The following is a 24,362-nucleotide window of genomic DNA, read 5'->3' as shown; positions in this document are numbered from 1 at the left end:
TAGAGGATTAAACATGAGTACAGGTAAAGTCGTCCAAATCATTGGCGCAGTTGTGGATGTAGAATTCCCACAAGATGCTGTACCTCAGGTATATGACGCGTTAAATGTAACTGAAGGTGACCTTTCAGGCTTAGTACTAGAAGTACAACAGCAATTAGGTGGTGGTGTAGTACGTACTATCGCTATGGGTTCATCTGACGGTTTGCGTCGTGGTCTGAACGTAGAAAATACAGGTAATAACATCCAAGTTCCAGTTGGTACTGCAACTTTGGGTCGTATTATGAACGTATTGGGTGAGCCAATCGATGAAGCTGGCCCAATCGGTGAAGAAGAAAGATGGGCAATTCACCGCGAAGCGCCAGCATATGCTGAGCAAGCTACGTCAAATGAATTGCTAGAAACTGGTATCAAAGTAATCGACTTAGTATGTCCATTCGCTAAAGGTGGTAAAGTTGGTTTATTCGGTGGTGCTGGTGTTGGTAAAACCGTAAACATGATGGAACTTATCCGTAACATCGCTATCGAGCACAGTGGTTACTCAGTATTCGCTGGTGTTGGTGAGCGTACTCGTGAAGGTAACGATTTCTATCATGAAATGAACGATTCAAACGTACTTGATAAAGTATCGCTTGTATACGGTCAAATGAATGAGCCACCGGGTAACCGTTTACGTGTTGCGATGACTGGTTTAACAATGGCTGAGAAGTTCCGTGACGAAGGTCGTGACGTACTTTTCTTCGTTGATAACATTTATCGTTATACACTTGCTGGTACAGAAGTATCTGCACTTCTAGGTCGTATGCCATCAGCGGTAGGTTACCAACCTACACTTGCTGAAGAAATGGGTGTACTTCAAGAGCGTATTACGTCTACTAAGAAAGGTTCAATCACTTCGATCCAAGCGGTATATGTACCTGCGGATGATTTGACTGATCCATCTCCTGCAACGACTTTCGCTCACTTAGATGCAACAGTTGTACTTTCTCGTGATATCGCATCACAAGGTATTTACCCTGCGATCGACCCACTAGATTCAACTTCTCGTCAGCTTGATCCATTAGTGGTTGGTACTGAGCATTATGAAGTGGCTCGTGGTGTTCAATCGACATTACAACGTTACAAAGAACTTAAAGACATCATCGCTATCTTAGGTATGGATGAATTGTCTGAAGAAGATAAGCAAACAGTTGATCGTGCACGTAAGATTCAACGTTACTTATCTCAACCATTCTTCGTTGCTGAAGTATTCACAGGTTCTCCTGGTAAGTATGTATCTCTTAAAGACACAATTTCTGGCTTTAAAGGTATCTTAGCGGGTGAATACGATGATTTACCAGAGCAAGCGTTCTACATGGTTGGTTCTATGGAAGAAGCTTTAGAGAAAGCTAAATCAATGTAAGGTGTTTAGCCGCAATTACTGTTAAGTAGTTCGGCTACTCGTTAGGAGGTCAAACAATGGCAGCAATGACTGTACATTTGAATGTAGTAAGTGCGGAAGAAGAGTTATTTTCTGGTCGTATTGAATCATTACAAATAACTGGTAGTGAAGGTGAACTTGGTATTATGCCTGGTCACGCACCTTTACTGACCTCACTAAAACCTGGCATGGCACGCATCGTTAAACAACACGGTGAAGAAGAAGTGATTTACCTTTCTGGCGGCATGCTAGAAGTTCAACCAAACAATGTAACCGTATTAGCTGACATAGCTACTCGAGTTGCCGATTTGGATGAACAAGCGGCAGAACAAGCGAAACAACGCGCTGAAGAGCACTTAAATGCTCATAGTGGCGATGTAAATTACGCTGAAGCTGCTTCTGAACTAGCTCGTGCGGTAGCACAATTACGTGTTATTCAGGCAGCAAAGAAAAAGCTATAAGCCACTAAGAAATTAATTCACTAAGTTTTAGTGATTAAAAGCGATTATTTACGTTTAGTAGATAGTCGCTTTTTTATTTTATGCGTTAAATTAATTGATCTATAACAATTAATTTATTTATTTTCTTCAATTACATACTAATGTTTCCTATAAATAGATAAGTACTAACTTTAGTGAACTATTTCTACCATCGAATATAATTATTTTGTCAGTGCAGCGCTTATAGCTGCAAAACTTGAAAGAGCTAATAAAGTAGCCCGCAAACTCCTAATTACCGCTAGTAACGCAAGGGCTGTAGCATTGCGCGCAGGAGAAAGTGCGGCAGGGTTTAAACCATTAACTGATTTTATTGATCAGCTAGCAAAAGTGACCATTAGTTCCTCACAGAAAATTAATAGTATTGCGGCAAAATTAAGTAAAACGTCATCGAATAAAGTGAGAGTAGATAGTGCTATTACTCATTTTGAAAAAGCTTATCGAATATCAGGTTATCAAGGTCAAATCTTATGTTTGAATGATATTTATAACGAAATCCAAGATAATCAAAATCAATTACAAACTGCATATGTTAATGAATTAGCGTCACTTTCAAATGAACTTGAGATGCTAAGTTTAGAATTACGAACAGCCATAATATTAGCAACATTGTCTAGAGTAGAGGCGTCACAAGCAGGAAGCTTATACCAAGACTCGTTAATTAATGTCGCGGATAATGTAGAGTCTTCAGCATTATCTATTAAAGCGTTAATTTACGAATCACAAAAGCTAGCCCAAGGATTAGAAACTTAATGCAAACCTATAAATTATTTGAAAATAAAAATCATCAGTGGCTCGTATTTGGCAGAGATCCAGAAAAGCCAAATAAAATAATCGATACAAATCAATACATGGTTGTAACTAAACGTAATGCGTTATTAATGGATCCAGGTGGTATTGAGTTGTTTGCTACAATGCTTGCGGCGGTGATTAAACAAGTAGCACCAGACAAATTAACGCACCTTTTTGCCTCGCATCAAGATCCGGATATTATTTCTTCATTAGGTCTATGGGACCAGGCACTTCCTGAAGCTACTTTGCACTCACCTTGGCTTTGGGAAGGATTTATTCGTCATTTCGGTATGGACAATATTACGTTTAATCCAATACCTGACGAAGGGAGTAAACTAACCTTAGACGAAACTTCATTAGAGTTTATACCTGCGCATTATATGCATTCTTCTGGTAATTTTAATGTGTATGACCCGGAAGCAAAAATTTTAATGTCGGGAGATATTGGCGCGGCGTTAGAATCTATTGATGCACCACTATTCGTAGAAAATTTTGATCGACACGTCGATAAGATGGAGATGTTCCATAAACGCTGGATGCCGTCTAATAGAGCAAAAAGTGATTGGATTGACCGGGTAAGCAAGCTAGATATAGACATGATGTGCCCTCAGCATGGTCGAATTTTCCAAGGAGATGATGTAAAACGATTTTTAGATTGGTTTGATAAGCTAGAAGTCGGCGTAGCTATTCAAGAGAAGGAATAGCATTATCCTCAATTTTTAATATCACATCAGATTAAAAGTCGTTAAAATATAGGCAATTAATAAAGGAATAATGGCTTAAACATGTCTCTTTCAGTTGTAATACTTGCTGCGGGTAAAGGTACCCGTATGCGGTCTTCTTTACCTAAAGTGCTTCACCCTGTAGCTCATAAACCTATGGTCAGTCATGTTATAGATGCGGCTCGTCAAGTTAGTGCTGAAAACATTTACCTAGTTTATGGTTTTGGTGGTGAAGTTTTACAAGAACAAGTTAAAGGAGATGACTTAACTTTTGTCGAACAAAAAGAACAGTTAGGTACGGGTCATGCCGTTGATATGGCGTCACCATTTTTAAAAGATGATGAAGATGTTCTAGTGCTATATGGTGATGTGCCATTAACTAAGGTATCGACTTTGCAGAGGCTAAAAGCTGCTAAGCCAGTTGAAGGTATGGCATTACTTACAGTTAAACTTTCAGATCCTACAGGTTATGGTCGCATAATACGTAAGGAAGGCGATGTCGTCGGTATTGTCGAGCAGAAAGACGCTAACGAAGAGCAGCTAGCAGTTAACGAATGCAATACCGGTATATTGTTAGCAAATGGTGGTGACTTAAAACGCTGGCTTTCAAATCTTTCGAATGACAATGCTCAAGGTGAATACTATCTCACCGACGTAATTGCTATGGCACATAGTGAAGGGAAGCAAATAACGACAGCTCACCCTGACACTGAAATTGAAGTAGAAGGTGCTAATAATCGCGTACAGTTAGCCGCATTAGAGCGAGCATACCAATATAGACAAGCAGAAGAATTAATGATTGCTGGAGCAAGTTTAAGAGATCCTGCACGTATTGACGTTCGTGGTAACTTACTTGTTGGACAAGAAGTTAAAATAGATATCAACTGCATATTCGAAGGTGATGTTGAGCTTGAAGATGAAGTAGTGATCGGCGCTAACTGTATTCTTAAAAATTGTAAAATTGGTAAAGGTGCTGAAATTAAGCCTAACACTATTATTGAAGATGCCGTAATTGGTGAACTTGCTTCAGCGGGTCCTTTTGCTCGAATTCGCCCTGGTTCAGAACTTAAACGTGATGCGCATGTTGGCAATTTCGTTGAAATGAAAAAATCTACATTAGGCGAAGGCGCTAAAGCTGGCCACTTAACCTATTTAGGTGATGCTGATATCGGCAGCAATGCGAACATAGGTGCAGGAACTATTACCTGTAATTATGATGGTGTAAATAAATCTAAAACCATCATTGGAGACGGCGCATTTATCGGTTCTAATGCTTCTTTAGTAGCACCTGTATCAGTCGGAGCTATGGCGACTACAGCAGCAGGCTCCGTGATTGTTAAAGATGTTAATGATAATGAGTTAGGTGTTGCACGCGGTAAACAGCGTAATATTAGTGGTTGGCAACGACCAACAAAGAAAAGCTAATACTGGTTAAATTAAAAAAGGGAGCTTAGCTCCCTTTTTTATTATTACTTTTTGTAAAACTTAACACCCGTTAACCAACGTTCTGGAAAGCCAATCCAGGCTTTAGAGTATTTTCCATTCGCCAGTTTTTGTTGAGTACCTTCGATTCTTGTTGGTAAATACTCACATTGCTGCTGTTTTAGATTACAGTTCAAAAATGCCAGAACAAAGTGTTGATTAATGCGGTTTAACTTTTCAGTACTCCAGCTGGGCTCATAATAGTGGCCTAAATCAGTATCATTTTGATAAGCGATACGTGGTGCTGGATGTGGAGCTATATTGTGGCGAGCATTTTCATAAACTAAGAGAAAATTACTATCGCTGCCAGTCTGTTCAAACAGCTTCTTAACGCCATGCTCAAAGCCAGAAATATCGTCTTGCTCACCAGATATATATAAACTTGGCACTTTTAGGTTTGCAAGAGAATCAGCGCTATGAAGGTTGTGCTCTTGCCCCCATGGTGCAAATGCAACCATTGCTTTCCATGAAGGATCTACCGTTTCCCTTCCTGCGCTACATGAACTAAATAGTGGTGCTAAGGTGTTGGCAAGTTCCTGTTTAACTCCAATTGCCATAAGGTTTGCTGGTTTTACTTCATAACAGCCACCAACAGTATTAATTGCGCCATAGCCACCCATTGAATATCCAATGACAGTAGCTTTGTTAAAGTTAGTAATGGCAGAAATTGGCGATTTTGTTTTACGGAAATAGTCTAAAACAAATTGCTGATCGCGGCTGCGATGAATTAGTGTGCTAGCAAAACCTTTCATGGGAGCGTTTGTCACGTCTATTTCTTTTGTTGTTGAATCCGTATGATCAATTGCTGCAACAATATATCCATGACTAGCTAAGTGTTCTGCTAAATAGAACAATAATGTTCTATCACCGGTATAACCATGAGAAATAACTACAAATGGAAAACTTCCTTCATCTATTGGATTAGCATTTCGTAATGCATTGCCCTTAATGGTAAATGTTTTATGTGAACGAGTAACTGCTTGGTAAGTGGCGATTGTTTTACTTTCCTTAGCCGGATACCAGAGTTCAATCGTTAATTTACGTTGGTATGTCCCATTGAAGTTATTGTGATCAAATGCCTTTGAATTAACAATGCTCTGTGTTTTTACACCAACGTTATAGCTTCCTGCTTTAGCCAGCTCAGGCATAACGCCAGATAAATCACGGTAAAGTTGCTCTGCTGCTAAAGTGACGTTTGATAAAACAACGCTTAGCAACAAAATTAAAAATGGCTTATTGGCTTTTATCATTATTTACATTATCTAAAATCTAATTAAGTAATATAAATAATATTTTACTAATGCAAAGTAAAGATAAATATTATTGATACTTGGTTTGATTTGTCGTGACTTTTTTAAGGTAACGCCGAGACTCGCTTCTTGGGTGTTTATTGGTTAACGCCCAAAAAACAGACTTTGACGAAAGTTTATTTATGTTATTGATCGCCTTTTCTCTATTGGGGTTAAACGTATTAAAGACATTACCGGCGCCACCGTTGTAGGCAGAAATAACAGAATAGTGCTTACTCTCACTATTATTAATTTTGGCTAAATAGCGTTTTTTTAATAAATGAAGGTATGCAGAGCCAATATCAATATTGTCTTCTGGTTTAAATAGTAAAGATTTGGAAGGTTGCCCAGGCTTTTGTTTCACTTTTTGATAAACATCTTTACCTGCGGTCGATGGGACCACCTGCATTAAGCCATAAGCATTGGCATGACTTACTGCAAAAGGATTAAAGCTACTTTCTGTTTCGATAATCGCGTATATAAGATCAGGCGCGATATTGTAGCGCCTTGCAGAGGCAAGCACGTACTTGCTGTATTTTTCTTTTCGTAAATGTTGGTGTCGATTAACAAGCGCTCGCTGCACACTATGTATGCCATCAGATTTGATTAGCTTTTGCTTTATTAAATAGTCTGCAAATCGATTTGCTCGCCACTGATAGCGAATGGCTTTTTCATCTTGGTCAATAATTTGTTGGTACAAGAATGGCTCAGCGCCAAGTTGTGGAGCATCACTTGAAAAGATATCAGTATCATTTGGGTTAGCTGGCGAAAGTAAGGTTGTGGCGATAGCTTGTTTGAGCTTAATTAATGGCTGTTTCTTGGCAATCGTTTCAACGGTCACCACACCCTTTTCAAAATCAACTATTGCCCTAGCTTTATAGTCATTACTGTATTTAACGTATTTCTTTGCCGATGGTAGTTTGACATTTTCTTTACCCCAGATAGATTCGACAATTTCTTTAAGTGCAGATAAAGCGAGTTTTACTTGTTTTATATCCTGCTCAATCGCCTTTTTACTTCGTTGTGTTTGTTCAATAACTCTAGGCAGGTTTTCTGGCTGCTTATTAATTTGTTTCACTAGCTTTTCAACTTCCCGAACAGAAGTTAATGACGAAGTACTTTGACAACCAGTCAATAAAATAAATAAAGCCGCAAAAACTAAACGCATAGCCAATTAATGTAAATACCATGAGACTGAGGACAGCATATATAAAAAGTAAAGGTAATTCACCCTTAGTATTCTTTATTTGACTTTATTATTATTGAAACTATAATCTTTCGAAACGAAACTTAATAAACGAAAAAATGTCGAAACGAAACACGCAACAACGCCGTCATATAATTATTAATGAGCTCAACCTACACGGTGAGATCAGCGTTGATGCGTTAGCTAAGCGTTTTGAAACGTCAGAAGTTACGATTCGAAAGGACTTGGCGGCATTGGAGAAGAGTGGCTTATTATTAAGGCGATACGGTGGAGCGGTGCCACTACCAAAAGAAATTGTTGAGTCACAACCGCAGAAAGTCTCTAAACAAAAAGATGCAATTGCCATTGAAGCTGCAAAACTCATTAAAGATCACTACCGAATTGTCATCGACAGTGGGAGAACGACATCGGCTATCGTAAATCATCTACTAGACAAGAAAGGTTTAGTAGTGATGACCAATTCACTTGCTGTTGCCAGTAAACTCAATGAACTTGAAAATGAGCCAACCTTATTGATGACCGGTGGTACTTGGGATCCAACGTCGGAATCATTTCAAGGGCAAGTAGCGGAACAGGTATTGCGTTCATATGATTTTGACCAGCTATTTATTGGCGCTGATGGCATAGATATCGATAGAGGAACGACGACTTTCAATGAACTGATTGGACTAAGCAAAACCATGGCAGAAGTCGCACGAGAAGTGATTGTGATGGTGGAGTCAGAAAAAATTGGTCGTCGTATTCCAAATGTAGAACTACCCTGGCAGCAGGTGCACACCTTAATTACCGATAGTGGTTTACCTGCTGATATTAAAAAAGAATTAACGTTAAAAGGCGTAAGTGTTATTTGCGCTGAAATAAACTAAGGATATTAAATTATGTGTGGCATTGTAGGCGCTATAGCGCAACGTGATGTAGCGGAAATTTTAGTTGAAGGATTAAAACGACTTGAATACCGTGGGTATGACTCGGCAGGTGTTGCTGTTATTGGTGGAGATAAACAGCTTCAACGCGTTCGTCGTTTAGGTAAAGTACAAGCGTTAGCAGATGCCATAGCAGAAACGCCTCTTAACGGTGGTACAGGTATCGCTCATACTCGTTGGGCAACTCATGGTGCGCCTAGCGAAGCTAATGCTCATCCTCACGTTTCATGTGAAACGATCGCAGTAGTACATAACGGTATTATTGAAAACCATGAAAAGCTTCGTACCGAGCTTAAGGCTCTAGGGTATGATTTTGTTTCGGAAACTGACACCGAAGTTATTGCTCACCTTGTTCATCATGAACTGAAATCTCATGATAGTTTATTAGCAGCAGTGCAAAGCGCAGTAAAACAATTGGAAGGTGCTTACGGCACGGTAATTTTTGATACACGAGATCCGGAACGTGTCGTGGTTGCTCGCTCAGGCAGTCCGCTTGTCATTGGTTACGGTTTGGGTGAAAACTTCATCGCGTCAGATATGATGGCGTTATTACCAGTTACTCGAAAATTTTCATTTCTTGAAGAAGGCGACGTTGCTGAAGTTACGCGCTTTGAAGTGAATATTTTTGATTTAGATGGTAACGCGGTAGTACGTGAAGCGAAGGAATCAGAGGTCTCACATGAGGCAGGCGATAAAGGTGAATATCGCCATTATATGCTTAAAGAAATCTATGAGCAGCCAACGGCTATTCGCAATTCACTTGAAGGTCGACTATTAGGTGGTCAACTTGATACAGCAACATTTGGTGCAAGTGCTGATGATATATTTAAAGATGTCGAGCATGTGCAGATTATTGCCTGTGGTACCAGTTATCATTCAGGCATGGTAGCGCGCTATTGGCTAGAGGCGTATGCAGGTGTTTCTTGTAATGTCGAAATTGCTAGCGAGTTCCGCTACCGCAAATCTCATGTCCCTAAAAATGCTTTACTCGTTACTATTTCGCAATCTGGGGAAACCGCAGATACGTTAGCCGCTCTTCGACTGGCAAAAGAGTTAGGCTACCGTGCTAGCTTAACTATTTGTAATGTTCCAGGCTCTAGTTTAGTGCGTGAATCAGATTTAGCGTTTATGACTAAAGCCGGAGCGGAAATCGGTGTGGCTTCTACTAAAGCTTTTACTACGCAATTAGTTGGTTTAATGATGATGACACTTGCACTTGGTAAACATCATGGTATGAGTGACGCCGATCAAAAGGCGATGGCACAAGCCTTAGTAACCTTGCCAAACAAAGTCGAAGAAACGTTTGCATTGGCTGAAGACATAGAAGCGTTGGCAGAAGACTTTGCTGATAAAAATCATTCGTTGTTTTTAGGTCGTGGCGATCAATACCCTATTGCAATGGAAGGGGCGTTAAAGCTTAAAGAAATTTCTTATATTCATGCAGAAGCTTATGCCGCAGGCGAATTAAAGCATGGTCCATTAGCACTTATTGATGCAGAAATGCCGGTTATTGTTGTTGCGCCGAAAAACGACTTAATTGAAAAGTTAAAATCGAATGTAGAAGAAGTGCGAGCGCGTGGTGGCTTAATGTATGTATTTGCTGATACCGAGGCAAAATTCGAAAGCGATGACACGATGAAAGTGATCAATGTGCCACATTGTGACGATATGATTGCGCCAATCGTTTATACCTTACCGCTACAACTACTTTCATATTACGTAGCAATTATTAAAGGTACTGATGTTGACCAACCTCGCAACCTAGCAAAGTCTGTTACTGTGGAATAGCAAAGTAACATATTTAAGTTGTTGAAATTTAAATGTTATATGTATTTACTTGATTGGTACTAGATTAACTAATTGATTTGATTAAAATTCTAGAAGCGACTGTTTTAACACATGGTCGCTTTTTATTTTTATAGTTGCAGGAAAAACATGGTCGAGCAAAAAGTGAAATTCGAATTTGAAAAGCTAAACAAGAATAGCGTTAGGTACAAAGAGATACCTAAAGACGGAATGCCACCTATTATTGGCAGTATCTATGTTCAAAAGTGGTTTGCTGGTGATGCCAAAGAAATAGAGATAATAATCAGTAAAAAAGATTAACTAAGGCGCTTATTTAGTTCGTACAGTATCGAATTACAAATTGCTTGTTGCTTGATTAATTTGGTTCATCTATTTCAAACTCTGTAATGTTATATGCTACGGATATATACATCTAACTGCCGGCTTCGTTGTGTGGAGTCATTTGCTTAATGTTCTTTCCTTAATGTAGTTGTCATAAATTCGTCTCGGATTTGCAATCTACCAGTCATATCTAAGCCTTTAAATAGCAGATAACTCATATTATTTGTTTAGGTTTAGGATGCAGAATGGGTATGTATGCTCAGCAAGTCGTTCAAAAACAAGATGCAAAATCTATTGAATATGCCCGCGCCTTAATAACGCGCCCTTCTATCACTCCTGAAGATGCTGGTTGCCAAGACTGGCTGATTGAGCAATTAAAACGACTTGGCTATAGCTGTCAACAATTTGAAGTTAATGGCGTGTCAAACCTTGTTGCTCGTATTGGACAAGGGGGAAAAAATATCGGCTTTGTTGGTCATACCGATGTTGTACCGCCAGGTCCATTAGATAAATGGCGTACTTCCCCGTTTGAACCAACCATCCAAGATGATTTTTTGATTGGCCGAGGCTCGGCTGATATGAAAACGGGCTTAGCTGCCATGTTGTCTGCTTTTGAACGATTTACAAACGCTGGCGGTGCCATGAATAACACTTTCTATTGGTTGATAACAAGTGATGAAGAAGGTGAAGCGGAATACGGCAGTAAGTGGATTGTAGAGTATCTTGCTAAGCAAAATGTCGCGTTGGATATGTGTATTGTCGGCGAGCCTTCCTCTACGCATAAAACAGGTGATGCGATCAAGTTGGGCAGAAGAGGTTCGTTGTCGGGCAAGCTTATTGTTTATGGTAAACAGGGGCATGTTGCTTATCCACAATATGCAGTAAATGCCATTCATATCATGGGTAAAATTGTCGCTGGTTTACAGGCGATTGAATGGGATAGCGGTACTTCGGACTTTCCTGGTTCCAGCTTACAAGTTACTCATGTTGAAAGTGGTACATTTACCGACAATCTAGTGCCAGGGCAATGCGAAGTTTGTTTTAATATTCGTTATAGCGCTAGGTACGATCGCGAACAGCTAAATATAAAAGTGAGTGAGGTTATAGAAAAAATAACTGACAATTTTAAATTAAGTTGGGATAGACCCTGTGACCCGTATTTAACATCAACAAAGAGTAATGGCTGTTTAATTGAAGCAATAGAAAAAGCTATTCATCTCAATACAGGTAGCTTTCCTATATTATCGACATCTGGCGGTACCTCAGACGGTCGATTCTATGCATCAAGTGAAACTCAAGTGGTGGAAATTGGTGTACCAAATCAAACGATTCATCAGGTTAATGAACGTATTCAGATAACAGACTTAGTATTGTTAGAAAACATCTACACAGATCTGCTAACCGAACTGCTTTAATAGTTTTATATAGTTAACAAAGCGCTAATTAGTCAGGCATGTATCGTTGGCGCTTTTTATCCTTTAGCATTTGTATATCTACTAGCACTAAGCCATCAATGCAGTCATTGAAATCTGGGTCGATATTAAAACTTAAAAATTTAACGCCACCCGCTTCTGCTATCTCTGAATATTGTTTATATAACGTGGGAATAGCAACGCCCATATTTGCTAATAGATGCTTTAGCTTAGTGAAGTCTTTTTTGTAATCTTGCCCACAAAAAGAATCCTTGAGTTCGGCAGGCAATTGATAAGGTGCCTTTGCTGTCGCCGTTGTACTGTTTCCTGAAAAATACTGTAGATAAAACTGTACCAATAAATCTTTTGCTGCTTTAGGGTAGGCGTCGCTCAAGCTTACAGGACCAAAAAGATAACGATACTGTGGGCGAGTTTTGAGGAAAGCGCCTATGCCATACCAAAGGTAGTCTAGACTTCTCTTCCCCCAATACCTTGGTTGTACAAAACTTCGTCCTAATTCTAAGCCTTGTTCGAAGTATTCATTCATCGATTCTTGGTAGTCAAACAATGTCGCCGAATATAAGCCTGCTTTACCTTGTGTTTTTATTAACTGATTTGCATCGCCGAATCGATAGGCGCCAGCAATTTCAAGATCTTCAAAGTCCCATAAAATAAGGTGATAATAATGGCTGTCAAATTGGTCGATGTCTCGGCGTTTATTGCTGCCCTCACCTACCGCTCTAAAAGCAATTTCTCGCAACCTGCCAATTTCTCGCATAATCGGAGAGCTATTTTGGTGTTGATACAAGTAAATAGCTTTTCCGTCACTTGTTTCACCTAGCAATTCACACTGCTTTTTAATTGCTTTACTAAGTTCTTTGCGATCTTCAGGCAATGCAATTGGTTTCTGGGTATCAAAAATACCGGATTTTCCACGGCCTATACGATATAGATGTTTTTTGAATAGTTTGACTTGGTGATTAGCGTTTATTTTTGTGTGGGCATAAGCATCGTAAGGTATTAATTCACCAATACGTACAGGTAAGTGCTTTTGCTTACGTGTGAACATTTCTTTAACTAGCAACATAGTAGCTAACGGTTTATATATCATGGATACACCGTAAAAAAGCGGTGAATTCCTAGCATCGATAAACACCGGAAGTATAGGGGCTTTAGCTTGTTTTGCCATACGAAGAAAGCCATTTCGCCAGCGTGTATCCATTACGCCCTGCGGACGCAATCGAGAAACTTCACCTGCTGGAAAAATCAAAATTGCTGATTCATCTTGTAAGTGAGACTGAATCGCTTGCAGATCTTGTTTGGTCGTTCCGCCTTTCATGTTGTTAACGGGAAGCAGCATACCATGCAGGGGCTCTATCGCCATGAGCATTTGATTAGCAACAACTTTTATATCACTACGCACTTCCGCTACGAGTTTAATGAGTGCCAATCCATCTAGTGAACCTATTGGGTGATTAGCAATAATAACCACTCTACCCTCACTGGGAATTCGTTCTTTTTCTATGTCGCGTATAGAGTAGCTGATCTTGAAATATTCCAGCACTTGCTCGGCAAAATCGACATTTTGTAAATGAGGATAGGTTTCACCAAATTCGGCAATTTCTTTTTCGTGAAGCAGGTGTCTAAGCACAAAACTCAGCGACTTAAATAGCCATGGGCGCTCAGCTACTTTAGGGTAATGCTTATTTAGAACATCATTGACTGTAAACATGGTAGACCTTCATGAGTATTATGCATATTAGCAGGCGGCTCTATGCCGCTCGTTTGTTTTTTGCTTTACGGTTATTGGTGATTTCAACAAGGTGCTGTTTTGCTTTGACATGAGGCCAATGTAGCAATGACAAATCGCCTTGGTGCGATTCAACGATGGCGGTACAGTTTTCAATCCAGTCGCCATTGTTCAAATAGGTAATGTCATTATCATGGTAGATTTCAGGATGATGAATATGGCCACAAACAATGCCGTCTAGTTTCATTTCTCTCGCTCGTTGACAGCAGGCATTGCGGTAACGTTGAATCGCTATGTTTGCGCCTCTGATATGAGATTTGATGTATCCAGCTAACGACCAATAGTCGCCACCTGAACGAATGCGTAACCAGTTGTACCAACGATTTATAAATAACAGTAGGTCGTAAGCTTTATCTCCTATCCACGCATGTATTGCGCCGAAGCAGACTTCTTGATCGAATTGATCACCATGAAGTAATAACAGACTTTTACCTTGAGCTGTCGTGTGTATGTGTTGTCGCTTAATCTTTACCTGTCCGAAATCCATGCCATCATATTTTTGCAATGGTTCATCGTGGTTGCCAGGTAGGTACATCACATTAGTGCCAGAATAGCTAAGAGAAATAATATGATGCAGTACTTTATTGTGGCAATCGGGCCACCTAAATTGTCGGCTCATCGCCCACATATCAACAATGTCACCAACCAAATACAGGTTATCAATATCACTATGTTGTAAAAAATCTAGCAGATACTCTGCTTTACAATCTTTGCTACCAAGATGGATATCTGATAGCCAAACCGTTCTGTAATGTGTTTTGTTCATCACGAGTTCCCAGTACGATAATATTATTGCTCTGGGAAAGACAGATTACTGAGCAGTATTGACATTTAAATGAAGGAATTTTGACGTTAACGTGACAAGAGAATGTTTAAAATTACTGAGTAAGAAAAAACATTCCTATACCAGTAGAAAATAGCAAGCTACCCCAAAGCGTGTGTTCCAGGATAACTATCGGCGTAGAACGAGTTTGCATATAACGATAGCCAAATAAAATGCCAGCAAACATAGAAAGAATGACAGCTATCCAATTTGCGTAAACAACATGAGCTAATCCAAAACACATGCTGCTTGCTATCCAGCGCCATGCTTTGCTCGGAATAATTTTTTTGTATCTATGGAAGAAAAAAGTCCTGAAAATAATTTCTTGTGGCACGACAGACACTAGCGGGTATATTAATAACGTTAGTAACCATAACTGAGTATGTTGTAAGGGTAAGGTAAACGCATGCTCTGGAGCTATCGAATATAGAACTACTAACAGCAGAGTCGCCGACGGAATAAATAACAAAATACTGGAACGAAAGTGTTGGCGAAATTCTACGATATTAATTAAACGAAAGCGTTTAAACGTTGGATCGACTAATAACAGAACTAAGCAAACCATTCCTATCGCGCCTAAAATAGGCATAAGCCAAGTATTGAGATCTGATACCAAGCGCATTAAGAGTAATGGGGTACATAAAAAAAAGGCCGTTAACTCTAACCACCGCAGTATATGTATCGTAGAAGGTTTAGTTGTCATTTTATAAGTTTAGTCAGCAATGAATAAAAATCAGTTTTCAATGTGCTTTCTTTTTAGGGTTAGGCTCATTTATTCTTATCAAAACTAAAAGTAGTACCGCTGACTTTAGGCTGTGGTAGGAATGCTTAATCGTTAAAGTAGTTATGATGGCGGCATTAGCTGCCTAAAAGAGTAATACAAGCCAAGAATATGATAGACATCATTTTATATTCTGAAGTTATGTAATCAAACATGGCAGTTGCCACTTAATTGTGTGTATCATCACTCTGTATAAGACAAATAAGAATAAGGTAACAAAGTGAACGAACACTCATCATTATGGCAACGGGCTAAGCATAAGCTTAATTCTCTGCTTATTCGTTTAATGATACGGTTTAAGTGTGTTCGTGAAGTCAAATATAGCCAACAAGAATTAAATGAGATGTTGGCAACAAACTTTCCTCATTCTATGTCGTTATCATTGCCTGGTAGTCAAGGCATGTTAACTCTGCTCAATGCTGAGTTATCAATGCCAAGCGATGACAGTCACCTCCATATTCAACTGTTTTGTGGTTTTACTGTAAGCGTAGCGGGTCATGACATTTATCGCGCTCATTTGTTAGTTGTAGGCACTGTTACGCCCTATTATGTAGCGAGTGAAAAGTCGATTCGGTTAAAGCAAATGCAGTTAACAGAAGTGCGATTGGTTAACGATGACTATGCGTTTATTGGCTCTTCTACACAAATTGCTACTTTATTTATGCCCAAGGCATTTAAGTATTTATTAGCAACTACTGTGCATATAGGTTTGTCACTGCTTAAAGGGCTCATTCCAAGTGAATTAATGAATTATCTGGGCTTGTATTCTAATGGAAGCAAACAGAGTGTATTGGATTATCATAAACCAGAAATAGAAAGGCTAATCATTGCTGAAGTAGAACAAGACGACTGGTGCTATCAACTTGATGAAACAGATTTTGAAGAACAGCTATTTGCAGAGCTTGGCCAAGAAATAGCTGTCGAAAATGGCTTTTTAGTGTTTAAGTTCCATTTAGATTAGCTCAATTAGCGCGCTATGTTTTATGATTGCTTGTGTGTTCAGCGTCCGAAGTTTTATGGGTAAAGTGGTCTTCCAATAACGATTTAACGGGCTTATTCCTAATTTCACCTAGATCATCTATGGTTAAATCTGGATTATCAACACATTGTTGCAGCAACTCAAATGCTTCATGGAAGTATTCAGCCAATGGTTCGAGCGATTTAATGTCTTTGTCACAGCAAACTAGCCCAATGTCTAAATTATTACAGTATGTGATCATCGTAATGTTGACGCCACCACCGGGTGTTAATGTCGAAATGGGGTAAAGTGCTTCAAGCTTACTATCTTTAAAGTATTTAGCTTCTGCTGGCCCTGGCATATTAGAAATCAATATGTTGCCAATGGGCCTAAATAGCGCAGACAGTCTGATTGTTTCAAGTACTAAGGCCATGCCTTGAATTAATATCGTGTAGTAGCTAAACGATGCAGGGTAAACACGTTTGGCGACTCCTTTAACAATGCGATGATTTTCAATAATCTGCCTTAATCTTAAGTATGGATCTTTTTTTCCATGTGCAAGTTCTACGGGCACAATCGCAATTTTATTGCCACCAACGGGATCATTAGGCTTACGCATATTAATCGGCATCTGAGTGATAAGCGGCTTATCAAATTGCTGACCGTAACCTTTTAAGAATTTGTGAATGCCAATGTCAAAGCAACACAGTATGACTTCATTTGCCGATGCACGCATTCTATGCGCTAATTTTCTAACTTCATCAAAGTCAATTTGCGTTGTAGCAACCACTCTGCCTGCGCTTACTTGTCCGGTTAATACGGTTTTTGTGCCTGAAAACGGCAGTGGCATATATACCGGATAAATTCTTAAAAATTTAAGCAATAGTCGAAAATGTATGACGGCGATATCAAATAAAATGACCAAAAAGTGCCATGCATTGGTGAAAAAGGTTTTGTAAGGGTTTTTCTTTGGTATAGCTTTACGTTTTCGCTTAGCCGACCATATAGGTGTGAATTTGTCAGATGGAGACGATTGGTAACTGTCTTTAAACCATTTCACTAGCGAAGCACCGTCGCCATAGAGGTGGTGAACTTTTAGAAAAGCGGCATAAGTCTCGCTTTTTTCATCGTCTACAAGGTGAATCTGCCAAAGAGGCTTGTCGCGATCAAGCATATGTTCATGTATTTTAGCGATGTAACGATGTAATGCTTGAACATCGTTAACATCATCTACCTTGTGATATTTCACATGGTAATCCATGTCCATTTTTTTGACTTTCCTAAAGCCAAGCGCAAACCGAAAAAATGAAAAAATGCGGCAATTAAAAGGGAAGTACGCTTTGTCGTGTTGCTTTAACTCTTCAGACAAAACTTTGCAGTAATCAGCCTTAGCACTTTTAGGTTTTTTCAGCACCTGAAAGGCAGCGACATGCTTAGGGTTATTACGAGTTTCAGTAAGCCAAAATGACCAGTCTAAAAAGGATAATCGCTTTGCCATTGTTCCTCGTCCCTAGGTTGCCTGTTAATTAATATTACAACTCATGTGCTGAAATTGCCGAGAGCACCGAGTGCTTTTCCGGTTCGCTAATCGATAAGTAAGGTGAAATGGCATGAAAAATCCAAGTTAAACCGTCAAAACAATTATCTTCATCGTTATCTTCTTCCCCTTTAAGTAAAAAGTAACTTTGTGACTGGGTAAATACTAAATTGATAATTTGTGCTAAAGATTGAGTTTGTTCACTTGTAACCTTCATTAACCCTATACTGCTAAAGTGCTGAATAATGGCGATAAAGGCTTCTTCTTTACTTTTGACTAGTCGCTTAAAGTGCCTTGAGATACTCGGGTATTTATGCATTAAATCAGTAGGGTTACGATAAATAAAACGAAATATGTGAGCGCTTTCTAGCAGGCGAAGCAAATAATGAAAAAACAGAGTAATATCTAAGTCTTCGGTATTTGGCGAAATCAATATTTTACTACTGCGCTGCATATACATATCGAACAACGCACTGACAATGACCTCTTTGCCTTTGAAGTGATAATACAAATTGCCAGGGCTGATCTCTAACTCAACGGCAATATCAACACAGGTGATATTGGCTTCACCGTGTTCATTAAACATTTCCAAACTGGTTAGTAGAATTTTCTCTGCCGTTTTCATGTTATTGATTATTCTTATTTTTGCTTATATTTATCTTAGCTTGATAATACAAACTGACAATGTCAGTTTGATTAAAGTTTGAACTACATCATAAATGTAGTTGAATAAAAAATAATCTGGCGAGCATTTAATGTATTTATAACGCTACGCAGGTAGGAATATATAAAAAAGTTGTAATACACCTGCTATGCCGCCAAGAATCGCACCTGTTACGATCAACTTCCATTCGTCTTGTTGGTAGGCCGGTCGCAACACACCTTCGAACTCTTCAGGTGATAGTGATTGCATTTTCTCGCGTAGATCTGGGCCAATATTTAACGCGTTATCGGCATATTCGTGCATATAAAGTAAGTACTTTTCAGAGCTGTCAAAAATACTCTTAATCGCCTTTTCTTTCATTTTAAAGTAGTTTTGTGAGCCGACACCTAAGCCAAAATAAGGCTGGGCAATTGCTACATAGCGCTCTATCGCGTCGTTTACATGCAACTCGACAATTTCAAATAACTGATCAGAGCCAGAGCCATACAACACAGAATGGACGATGTTTTCTGAATTCATTAGTTTCTTTTCAATCAACCGCGAATAGACATCAGCAACTTCATTTTGTCGTTTTAAAAACATGCCCTGAATAGTAAACGGGCCAATTTTAATTGGTTGTTTTGGTTCGAAAATAATTTTTAGGGCAATCCAATTTGTTAAGTAGCCAACAATCAAGCCTCCTAATGGCAGAATCCACCATGCTTGGTAAAAATACCAAAACGCCATCGTTGGCAAACCTAGTAGGAAACCAAAATAAAAACCTGAACGAATAATAAAAGGAAACTCTTTACTGCCTGCTGAAAGGAAAATTTCATTGATAAGTGTAGGATGATCCGACAGGTACTCAACTACTAGCTCTTTAATGTCTAATATTTCAATAACGTTGTCTTGAAAGTCGCGCACCATTTTTTCAACAACGTTGGGAATGTCTGCTTCAACTCGCGCATAAACTAAATCTTTGCCTTGCACTGGAAGCGCTGCCCACACCGTTGGTGCCGACTCTTGCATAACGTCATTAATAATTTTTTTAAGGACTTGGCGCAGCCTGCGTTCAATTGCTTCGCTAACTTTTTCTGGCTCTAACCTAGCTGCTAGCTCTTGTACGCTGAGTAATTTACCTAACACTAAATCAACAGAAATTTCCGCCATTTTACGGCGCTTTTGTGGGATAAGCCCTTGCCAGCCTAAATAAGGTGCTTTGATACCGACAAATTTGATCGGGTAAAACATCATTTTTACGGCTAAATAGTTGGTTAACCAACCAACAAAAGCACTTATAAATGGGATAAGTAGCAATAGCTTATGTTCAATAATCCAATCCATGTTTTTCTAATGACACTTTGGTTGTTGAAGGCGTTAATAATGATGTTCTTGTTAATATCAAGCTAACCATTTGGTTACAAGCAGTCAATGGAAAATAACAGGTTTTAGCCTGATATTTGTTTAGAATCAGCAAAATAGCATTGCTTTGTGAAGTAAACATTAAGTTAGGTGGTAATTTCTAACTTTTTCGTGTTTCCTAAGAGTAAGGCAGGAGAACAGCGTTTATCCTTATTTGGCTTATGTACGAAATGGACATTCGCCGTAGTCAGGAACTGTAACTAATCATAGGTAGTTATTATGAGCAAGCAAACACTAAACAGTCTTGAACAAGCAATCGATAATGCGCAGAGTTATCAAGAGTACAAAGAAGCTTGTGCTGAGCACGATATATTATCTGGTGCCCGCGATTGGCAGCAAGAAGAAGCGTGCGATTTATACGACTACAAGTTAATACGTAAGCGAGTAAACCGCATTCGTGCTGCAAAAGAGAAAAAAGATGCGGCCAGTCTAATGTTTATTCTACATGAAGGTATTCATGGCAATTTAGGTAATATCGCCAATCCAGAATTGGCGAACCACTCCAAGCTTGGCACTAAAGACTTAATTGAAGAGTTCCTTTCAGAAGTTGTCGGTGCTATGGAATTTATTTACCAGGCCGACGAAACCGAAGTCGACTTTTATGACAAACTGGCTTTTTTTGAAGAAACCAGCCACGCCTTTGGTCAAAGCTGTTTAATGTTAAGCGGTGGCGCAGGCTTAGGCTTCTTCCATGCTGGCGTTATTAAGGCGTTAACAGAACAGAATTTATTACCCAATGTCGTGTCTGGCGCTAGTGCTGGTTCAATTATGGCGGCGCTTATCGGTACACGAACCGATGAAGAACTTATCGATATTCTTACGCCTGAGTCCATTTATGAGAAGTTTCATCGTTGGGGGGTTTGGAAGGGGGTGTTTGAAGAGTCATTGCTAGATAGCACCAACTTAGAAAATGCCCTAATTGAACTGTTTGACCTAACGACATTTGAAGAGGCGTTTAACAAAACTGGTCGTCATATTACTGTGACGGTATCGCCTGCCGATTTACACCAGTACTCAAGGCTGTTAAATGCGCGTACTTCTCCCAATGCAATTATCACGCAAGCGGTTAGAGCGTCTTGCGCTGTGCCTTATATGTTTAGCCCTGTACAGCTAAAAGCGAAAAACCAGGCCGGCGAAGTTGTGCCATATATCCCGAATCGCAAGTTTGCTGATGGTTCGGTGATGGCCGATATGCCATTTAATCGACTTGCCCGCCTATATGGTGTTAACCATAGTATTGTCAGCCAAACTAACCCATTAGCAGTGCCGTTTTTATCGCGCACTAAAAAACACAGTAATGGCGTCTTTGCCTTAACTAAGCGTCACTTTGTTAAAATGTTAAAAACCAACAGTGTTTACGCCTGCGATATGGTGGAAAATATGGTGACCGGTAAAACGGCAAAAATGGGTATTCATAAAGTGAGATCGATAATCGATCAGCAATATGTCGGAGATATCAATATTCTGCCGGCACGTGGCTTTAGAAATTTAGCCTATGTGCTGTCAAACCCAACACAAGAAAGTATTACCCATTTAATCTCAACCGCTGAACGAGCCACTTGGAGCCAACTCGAGTTAATTGAGCGCAGTACACGTATTAGCAAAACGTTTGATCAGTACTTAAGACAACTCAGGGTGCAAGAGCAAGAACGTTTGCACCATGAGCATGAACTAAGGTTGGTGAGTAGCCGTTAAATAGTAAGCAATTCCTATAGATTAGTTTTACTTGCATCGCTTATTACCGAAAAAGCTGCTTGGTGCCCAATAAATAGAAAGTGCCATAAATACAACAAATAATGGAGCTCACTACCCAAAAAGTAATGGAGTTTTGATGTACTACTGGGTCTGAGGTAACGAAGGGTAGAATTAATCCTGCTACTCCGCGAATTAAGTAAACTGCCGTTATTAATACTAAGCATGTTTTTAATAACGGTAGTTTTACTATCAAGCCGGCGCCAGAAAATGCATAAAAACCCCAACCACTCAAAATAGCCGCGATAACTAATGTCGCAATTGTTGGGTAGCTGTCACCAGCCGCCGCCATTTGTGCCATTCTTTCACCAGCGCCAAAAAAGCGATACCATTCTGGGCCACCAAAGATACAACTAATGTGGAGTACCGCTGCCAAAAAACTTAAACAACCGGCAATTATCAGTACATTATTTCTTGGCATGCTTTTCCTTTTTAATGTGCATTAACTTCTTACTCACTATTGACTATCAGCATTCTAAATTTCACCAGTAAAATATAAATGCTTTGTGAGCTTTTATTTATCAGAATATTCAATGAGCTCTTCAACATACAAATAATCTTTTTGTATTTGAGTTAGCTTTATAAATGTTTTCAACCTTGGCGCGTATAAGTACACATCTTCTGTGTCAGCACTATAGCCTCGAGAGTTTGTAATTTTTCCTTTGTATTTGATGGTGTAAGCCATAAAGGTTCCTGCGGCTACCGTTTCTTCCTTAAAAGATATAATTTCAGCATCTTGTATGGTTGAACCTTTGGTACCGTCTTCGCTTGTCCAATGCTCTTCAAAAGTCCATGTCTTGCCTACACTTAATGGCCAGCTGTACCTAGGAGTTTTGCTTTTATTGGGTTTAACAATATCGGTTAGTGGAATCGTACTATGTAGAGTTACCATTTTTAGGTCGCCATTTTGGCTTACTATTTTTTTGGTATCTTTTCCGTCTGCACGGACTTCCCCGGCTGAAGTAACCCCTTTATATTTCCAAACCCATTTTTCACCACTTTTGTAATCTGCTAGCGTCGGCTGTTCTGTGTCAGCAAAGCACGTTTTACTTGCAAAACCACTCAGTATGATAAACGTACAAATAAGCAAATATTTACTTCGCATTTCAAATTTCCTTTTAACTATTTTTGCTATAACAACACTACAACTTTACGGTTCAATTGATACAGGTAACGCCTTACTATGAGACGTATAATTGCTTGTTAGCTATTTACCCCAATCCTCATCAAGTACATCTTGTCTCTTGGATTCATACTCTTCAGTGGTAAGAAGACCTTCACGATACAATTGTTCGATCTGGCGAAGACGCATAGCATGGCTTTTATCTGGAGTTGTCGTATTCGACGTGTTTTGTTTATTAAAACCTGACACTTTTAAATTATGATCTGTTACCTCATGATGAAGGCTTTGATTAGAAAATATTGAATTTCGATAAGATTGGTATATTTGCGCACATACAACAAAAATCCAAATCACGATGAATAACTTACCAAACGCGGGCATCTCTGAGAAATCAAAAGCCATAAAGGCAAATAGAAGCATTCCTATGCTAACAATTAAACCTACGGTTGAATTATATTTAGACTCTTTCGTTTTTGATGTTCCGTTGATTCTCATTATTACTCTAAATCTCCTTGAGTAGCTAACGCCCTGCACCCAATGGCTTGTTAGAGCACTTTATTTATACGGTTATAAAAGAACTCTTTTTCTTTTTGATAAGACTCTTTATCGTTTGGGTACTTAGCATGTAAGTTTTGTTTAACCTGATTTAATTCAGTAATTAGCTCTTTGTTACCTTTCATCACCTTAACGAAATTCAAGTGCTTTTGTACATTTGCATCACCAATTTGGAAAATGTGCAAATGAACTTTTCGTTGTTTTTTAGAAAAGTACTCTCTTCCTGAAATACCGTATTCACCTTTGTAATCATAACCAAGGTTAATAATACTTTGCTTTAAGGTTGAAACCTCTGAAATCTTTTCGACAACGCCTAACAAGTCTAAGCAATTTTTCGCATATAACCCTTTAATCGCAGTAGAGCCGATATGATAAATTTCAATTTCTGCTCCATACGCAGAAATTATTGAATTTTTCTCTTTTTCAAACTCTGCTGTCCATTTATTATCATGCGGAAATAAATACATAACTTAAGTGTGCTCTAACTGATAATAGCTTGCAAAAAAGTAAAGCGAGCAAGCTATTAGCCATCCCGCTGCCGTAATGGCTTTTTATATGTCATTTTCACCATTTATAATATCTTTTGCAGAATGCAGTAAATACATACTGCCTGTTTCTAGCCAAGTTTTTATTGCTGCTCCACCAGAAAGGCCACCTATGATTAAAAACACATCTTTGGAAAAGCTCCAACTATTTATAATGAAGTTAGAGATAGGCTGAATTTCAAATGCAGTTAGTAGGCAAGTAACTGATAGCACAGACAGTGACCAGCGCTCTACTCGCTTTCTTCTAAAGTATGAGTCAACACGCTCTAAAAATTCTGATTTTTGCATGATTCTTCCCTCTTGTACTGATATATAAAGCCCTCGTTGTCAGGCAAATTTGGTTGGCTATAATCTTGAGCAGAGCGAAATCAGCTAACTGAAATTTGTTCGCTTAAACGGCTTTTTATGAAGCTTTATCGCTAGCATTAATACCTTCTTGAAACCCCTTTACAAAGTCAGGTCCAGCAAGCCCTACTAATAAAAAAATAGACGCAACAAGCATCAAATTACGACAGCTCTTTCTATATCCTACTGTTGTCAGTATG

24 protein-coding genes are annotated in these 24,362 nt (G+C 39.1%); 11 read left to right on the top strand and 13 right to left on the bottom strand.

Annotated elements, in window-relative coordinates:
• Positions 1 to 13 precede the first annotated feature (13 nt).
• The 5 genes from atpD (at position 14) to glmU (ending at position 4,853) form a co-directional block, all read left to right on the top strand.
• On the top strand, positions 14 to 1,399 hold the full coding sequence (gene atpD, locus HII17_RS04365) for a F0F1 ATP synthase subunit beta (RefSeq protein WP_169074065.1): 1,386 nt from the start codon (positions 14 to 16) through the stop codon (positions 1,397 to 1,399).
• 56 nt (positions 1,400 to 1,455) lie between these two features.
• Complete coding sequence (locus HII17_RS04360; protein ID WP_169074064.1) at positions 1,456 to 1,878, top strand: F0F1 ATP synthase subunit epsilon; 423 nt, start codon at positions 1,456 to 1,458, stop codon at positions 1,876 to 1,878.
• Positions 1,879 to 2,178: 300 nt separating this feature from the next.
• Entirely contained in the window at positions 2,179 to 2,667 is a 489-nt protein-coding gene (locus HII17_RS04355) for a hypothetical protein (protein ID WP_169074063.1), read from the top strand.
• Positions 2,667 to 3,410: an oxygen-binding di-iron domain-containing protein gene (locus HII17_RS04350; RefSeq protein ID WP_169074062.1), complete on the top strand. Its 744-nt coding sequence runs from the start codon at positions 2,667 to 2,669 to the stop codon at positions 3,408 to 3,410. The genes HII17_RS04355 and HII17_RS04350 overlap by 1 nt, the downstream gene beginning before the upstream one ends.
• Before the next feature lie 81 nt (positions 3,411 to 3,491).
• On the top strand, positions 3,492 to 4,853 hold the full coding sequence (glmU, locus tag HII17_RS04345; protein ID WP_169074061.1) for a bifunctional UDP-N-acetylglucosamine diphosphorylase/glucosamine-1-phosphate N-acetyltransferase GlmU: 1,362 nt from the start codon (positions 3,492 to 3,494) through the stop codon (positions 4,851 to 4,853).
• Between the two features lie 44 nt (positions 4,854 to 4,897).
• Here the strand turns inward: glmU and HII17_RS04340 are convergent, their stop codons facing one another.
• Together HII17_RS04340 and HII17_RS04335 are read right to left on the bottom strand one after the other, a co-directional pair.
• Positions 4,898 to 6,160 carry an alpha/beta hydrolase family protein gene (locus HII17_RS04340; RefSeq protein WP_169074060.1) on the bottom strand — a complete coding sequence of 421 codons (1,263 nt, stop codon included), beginning with the start codon at positions 6,158 to 6,160 and terminating at the stop codon, positions 4,898 to 4,900.
• A gap of 70 nt (positions 6,161 to 6,230) precedes the next feature.
• A complete protein-coding gene (locus tag HII17_RS04335) occupies positions 6,231 to 7,367 on the bottom strand; it encodes a murein transglycosylase domain-containing protein (protein ID WP_169074059.1) in 1,137 nt (378 codons plus the stop codon).
• A 137-nt stretch (positions 7,368 to 7,504) separates the two neighbouring features.
• Between HII17_RS04335 and HII17_RS04330 the strand changes: the two genes are divergently transcribed.
• The 4 genes from HII17_RS04330 to dapE all read left to right on the top strand — a co-directional run bounded on the left by HII17_RS04330 (position 7,505) and on the right by dapE (position 11,871).
• Positions 7,505 to 8,272: a DeoR/GlpR family DNA-binding transcription regulator gene (locus HII17_RS04330; protein WP_169074058.1), complete on the top strand. Its 768-nt coding sequence runs from the start codon at positions 7,505 to 7,507 to the stop codon at positions 8,270 to 8,272.
• A gap of 12 nt (positions 8,273 to 8,284) precedes the next feature.
• Positions 8,285 to 10,117, top strand: coding sequence for a glutamine--fructose-6-phosphate transaminase (isomerizing) (gene glmS, locus HII17_RS04325; RefSeq protein ID WP_169074057.1), 1,833 nt, complete (start codon positions 8,285 to 8,287; stop codon positions 10,115 to 10,117).
• Between the two features lie 147 nt (positions 10,118 to 10,264).
• The gene (locus HII17_RS04320) at positions 10,265 to 10,435 is read left to right on the top strand and encodes a hypothetical protein (RefSeq protein ID WP_169074056.1); all 171 of its coding nucleotides are present in this window, start codon (positions 10,265 to 10,267) and stop codon (positions 10,433 to 10,435) included.
• Between the two features lie 266 nt (positions 10,436 to 10,701).
• Complete coding sequence (dapE, locus tag HII17_RS04315) at positions 10,702 to 11,871, top strand: succinyl-diaminopimelate desuccinylase (RefSeq protein WP_235938631.1); 1,170 nt, start codon at positions 10,702 to 10,704, stop codon at positions 11,869 to 11,871.
• 28 nt (positions 11,872 to 11,899) lie between these two features.
• Here dapE and HII17_RS04310 read toward each other — a convergent pair whose 3' ends face one another.
• From HII17_RS04310 to HII17_RS04300, 3 genes are all read right to left on the bottom strand, one after another.
• Complete coding sequence (locus HII17_RS04310; protein ID WP_169074055.1) at positions 11,900 to 13,600, bottom strand: GNAT family N-acyltransferase; 1,701 nt, start codon at positions 13,598 to 13,600, stop codon at positions 11,900 to 11,902.
• 40 nt (positions 13,601 to 13,640) lie between these two features.
• Entirely contained in the window at positions 13,641 to 14,444 is an 804-nt protein-coding gene (locus HII17_RS04305) for a UDP-2,3-diacylglucosamine diphosphatase (protein ID WP_169074054.1), read from the bottom strand.
• A gap of 112 nt (positions 14,445 to 14,556) precedes the next feature.
• Complete coding sequence (locus tag HII17_RS04300; RefSeq protein ID WP_235938630.1) at positions 14,557 to 15,066, bottom strand: CPBP family intramembrane glutamic endopeptidase; 510 nt, start codon at positions 15,064 to 15,066, stop codon at positions 14,557 to 14,559.
• A 436-nt stretch (positions 15,067 to 15,502) separates the two neighbouring features.
• On the opposite strand from HII17_RS04300, the gene HII17_RS04295 reads away from it, so the two are divergent.
• Positions 15,503 to 16,243, top strand: a complete 741-nt coding sequence (locus tag HII17_RS04295) for a DUF1439 domain-containing protein (RefSeq protein WP_169074053.1) — start codon at positions 15,503 to 15,505, stop codon at positions 16,241 to 16,243.
• 13 nt (positions 16,244 to 16,256) lie between these two features.
• Here the strand turns inward: HII17_RS04295 and HII17_RS04290 are convergent, their stop codons facing one another.
• The 3 genes from HII17_RS04290 to HII17_RS04280 all read right to left on the bottom strand — a co-directional run bounded on the left by HII17_RS04290 (position 16,257) and on the right by HII17_RS04280 (position 19,764).
• Complete coding sequence (locus HII17_RS04290; protein ID WP_169074052.1) at positions 16,257 to 17,738, bottom strand: wax ester/triacylglycerol synthase domain-containing protein; 1,482 nt, start codon at positions 17,736 to 17,738, stop codon at positions 16,257 to 16,259.
• A gap of 34 nt (positions 17,739 to 17,772) precedes the next feature.
• A complete protein-coding gene (locus tag HII17_RS04285; RefSeq protein ID WP_169074051.1) occupies positions 17,773 to 18,402 on the bottom strand; it encodes a TetR/AcrR family transcriptional regulator in 630 nt (209 codons plus the stop codon).
• 144 nt (positions 18,403 to 18,546) lie between these two features.
• The gene (locus HII17_RS04280) at positions 18,547 to 19,764 is read right to left on the bottom strand and encodes a DUF445 domain-containing protein (RefSeq protein ID WP_169074050.1); all 1,218 of its coding nucleotides are present in this window, start codon (positions 19,762 to 19,764) and stop codon (positions 18,547 to 18,549) included.
• A gap of 297 nt (positions 19,765 to 20,061) precedes the next feature.
• Between HII17_RS04280 and HII17_RS04275 the strand changes: the two genes are divergently transcribed.
• On the top strand, positions 20,062 to 21,537 hold the full coding sequence (locus tag HII17_RS04275) for a DUF3336 domain-containing protein (RefSeq protein ID WP_169074049.1): 1,476 nt from the start codon (positions 20,062 to 20,064) through the stop codon (positions 21,535 to 21,537).
• 43 nt (positions 21,538 to 21,580) lie between these two features.
• Here the strand turns inward: HII17_RS04275 and HII17_RS04270 are convergent, their stop codons facing one another.
• The 5 genes from HII17_RS04270 to HII17_RS04250 form a co-directional block, all read right to left on the bottom strand.
• Positions 21,581 to 22,015, bottom strand: coding sequence for a hypothetical protein (locus HII17_RS04270; RefSeq protein ID WP_169074048.1), 435 nt, complete (start codon positions 22,013 to 22,015; stop codon positions 21,581 to 21,583).
• Between the two features lie 93 nt (positions 22,016 to 22,108).
• Positions 22,109 to 22,699 carry a hypothetical protein gene (locus tag HII17_RS04265; RefSeq protein WP_169074047.1) on the bottom strand — a complete coding sequence of 197 codons (591 nt, stop codon included), beginning with the start codon at positions 22,697 to 22,699 and terminating at the stop codon, positions 22,109 to 22,111.
• Positions 22,700 to 22,801: 102 nt separating this feature from the next.
• Positions 22,802 to 23,212 carry an SHOCT domain-containing protein gene (locus tag HII17_RS04260; RefSeq protein WP_169074046.1) on the bottom strand — a complete coding sequence of 137 codons (411 nt, stop codon included), beginning with the start codon at positions 23,210 to 23,212 and terminating at the stop codon, positions 22,802 to 22,804.
• A gap of 50 nt (positions 23,213 to 23,262) precedes the next feature.
• Positions 23,263 to 23,739 carry a GrpB family protein gene (locus tag HII17_RS04255; RefSeq protein WP_169074045.1) on the bottom strand — a complete coding sequence of 159 codons (477 nt, stop codon included), beginning with the start codon at positions 23,737 to 23,739 and terminating at the stop codon, positions 23,263 to 23,265.
• An 84-nt stretch (positions 23,740 to 23,823) separates the two neighbouring features.
• A complete protein-coding gene (locus HII17_RS04250) occupies positions 23,824 to 24,105 on the bottom strand; it encodes a hypothetical protein (RefSeq protein ID WP_169074044.1) in 282 nt (93 codons plus the stop codon).
• Positions 24,106 to 24,362 lie beyond the last annotated feature (257 nt).

Source organism: Thalassotalea algicola (assembly GCF_012932965.1).
In the GTDB taxonomy this organism is placed as follows: domain Bacteria; phylum Pseudomonadota; class Gammaproteobacteria; order Enterobacterales; family Alteromonadaceae; genus Thalassotalea_F; species Thalassotalea_F algicola.
Note: the sequence above shows the minus strand (reverse complement) of the source record. Positions and strands in the feature narration are given on the sequence as shown.

Bases quoted from the DNA above. Each gene is read 5' to 3' on its own strand.
- HII17_RS04340 (WP_169074060.1), bottom strand. From the start codon at position 6,160: ATGATAAAAGCCAATAAGCCATTTTTAATTTTGTTGCTAAGCGTTGTT.
- HII17_RS04335 (WP_169074059.1), bottom strand. From the start codon at position 7,367: ATGCGTTTAGTTTTTGCGGCTTTATTTATTTTATTGACTGGTTGTCAA.
- HII17_RS04275 (WP_169074049.1), top strand. From the start codon at position 20,062: ATGAGCAAGCAAACACTAAACAGTCTTGAACAAGCAATCGATAATGCG.
- HII17_RS04260 (WP_169074046.1), bottom strand. From the start codon at position 23,212: ATGAGAATCAACGGAACATCAAAAACGAAAGAGTCTAAATATAATTCA.
- glmS (WP_169074057.1), top strand. From the start codon at position 8,285: ATGTGTGGCATTGTAGGCGCTATAGCGCAACGTGATGTAGCGGAAATT.
- HII17_RS04290 (WP_169074052.1), bottom strand. From the start codon at position 17,738: ATGGCAAAGCGATTATCCTTTTTAGACTGGTCATTTTGGCTTACTGAA.
- HII17_RS04305 (WP_169074054.1), bottom strand. From the start codon at position 14,444: ATGAACAAAACACATTACAGAACGGTTTGGCTATCAGATATCCATCTT.
- dapE (WP_235938631.1), top strand. From the start codon at position 10,702: ATGGGTATGTATGCTCAGCAAGTCGTTCAAAAACAAGATGCAAAATCT.
- HII17_RS04330 (WP_169074058.1), top strand. From the start codon at position 7,505: ATGTCGAAACGAAACACGCAACAACGCCGTCATATAATTATTAATGAG.
- HII17_RS04255 (WP_169074045.1), bottom strand. From the start codon at position 23,739: ATGTATTTATTTCCGCATGATAATAAATGGACAGCAGAGTTTGAAAAA.
- glmU (WP_169074061.1), top strand. From the start codon at position 3,492: ATGTCTCTTTCAGTTGTAATACTTGCTGCGGGTAAAGGTACCCGTATG.
- HII17_RS04360 (WP_169074064.1), top strand. From the start codon at position 1,456: ATGGCAGCAATGACTGTACATTTGAATGTAGTAAGTGCGGAAGAAGAG.
- atpD (WP_169074065.1), top strand. From the start codon at position 14: ATGAGTACAGGTAAAGTCGTCCAAATCATTGGCGCAGTTGTGGATGTA.
- HII17_RS04285 (WP_169074051.1), bottom strand. From the start codon at position 18,402: ATGAAAACGGCAGAGAAAATTCTACTAACCAGTTTGGAAATGTTTAAT.
- HII17_RS04280 (WP_169074050.1), bottom strand. From the start codon at position 19,764: ATGGATTGGATTATTGAACATAAGCTATTGCTACTTATCCCATTTATA.
- HII17_RS04310 (WP_169074055.1), bottom strand. From the start codon at position 13,600: ATGTTTACAGTCAATGATGTTCTAAATAAGCATTACCCTAAAGTAGCT.
- HII17_RS04350 (WP_169074062.1), top strand. From the start codon at position 2,667: ATGCAAACCTATAAATTATTTGAAAATAAAAATCATCAGTGGCTCGTA.
- HII17_RS04270 (WP_169074048.1), bottom strand. From the start codon at position 22,015: ATGCCAAGAAATAATGTACTGATAATTGCCGGTTGTTTAAGTTTTTTG.
- HII17_RS04265 (WP_169074047.1), bottom strand. From the start codon at position 22,699: ATGCGAAGTAAATATTTGCTTATTTGTACGTTTATCATACTGAGTGGT.
- HII17_RS04300 (WP_235938630.1), bottom strand. From the start codon at position 15,066: ATGGTTTGCTTAGTTCTGTTATTAGTCGATCCAACGTTTAAACGCTTT.
- HII17_RS04250 (WP_169074044.1), bottom strand. From the start codon at position 24,105: ATGCAAAAATCAGAATTTTTAGAGCGTGTTGACTCATACTTTAGAAGA.
- HII17_RS04320 (WP_169074056.1), top strand. From the start codon at position 10,265: ATGGTCGAGCAAAAAGTGAAATTCGAATTTGAAAAGCTAAACAAGAAT.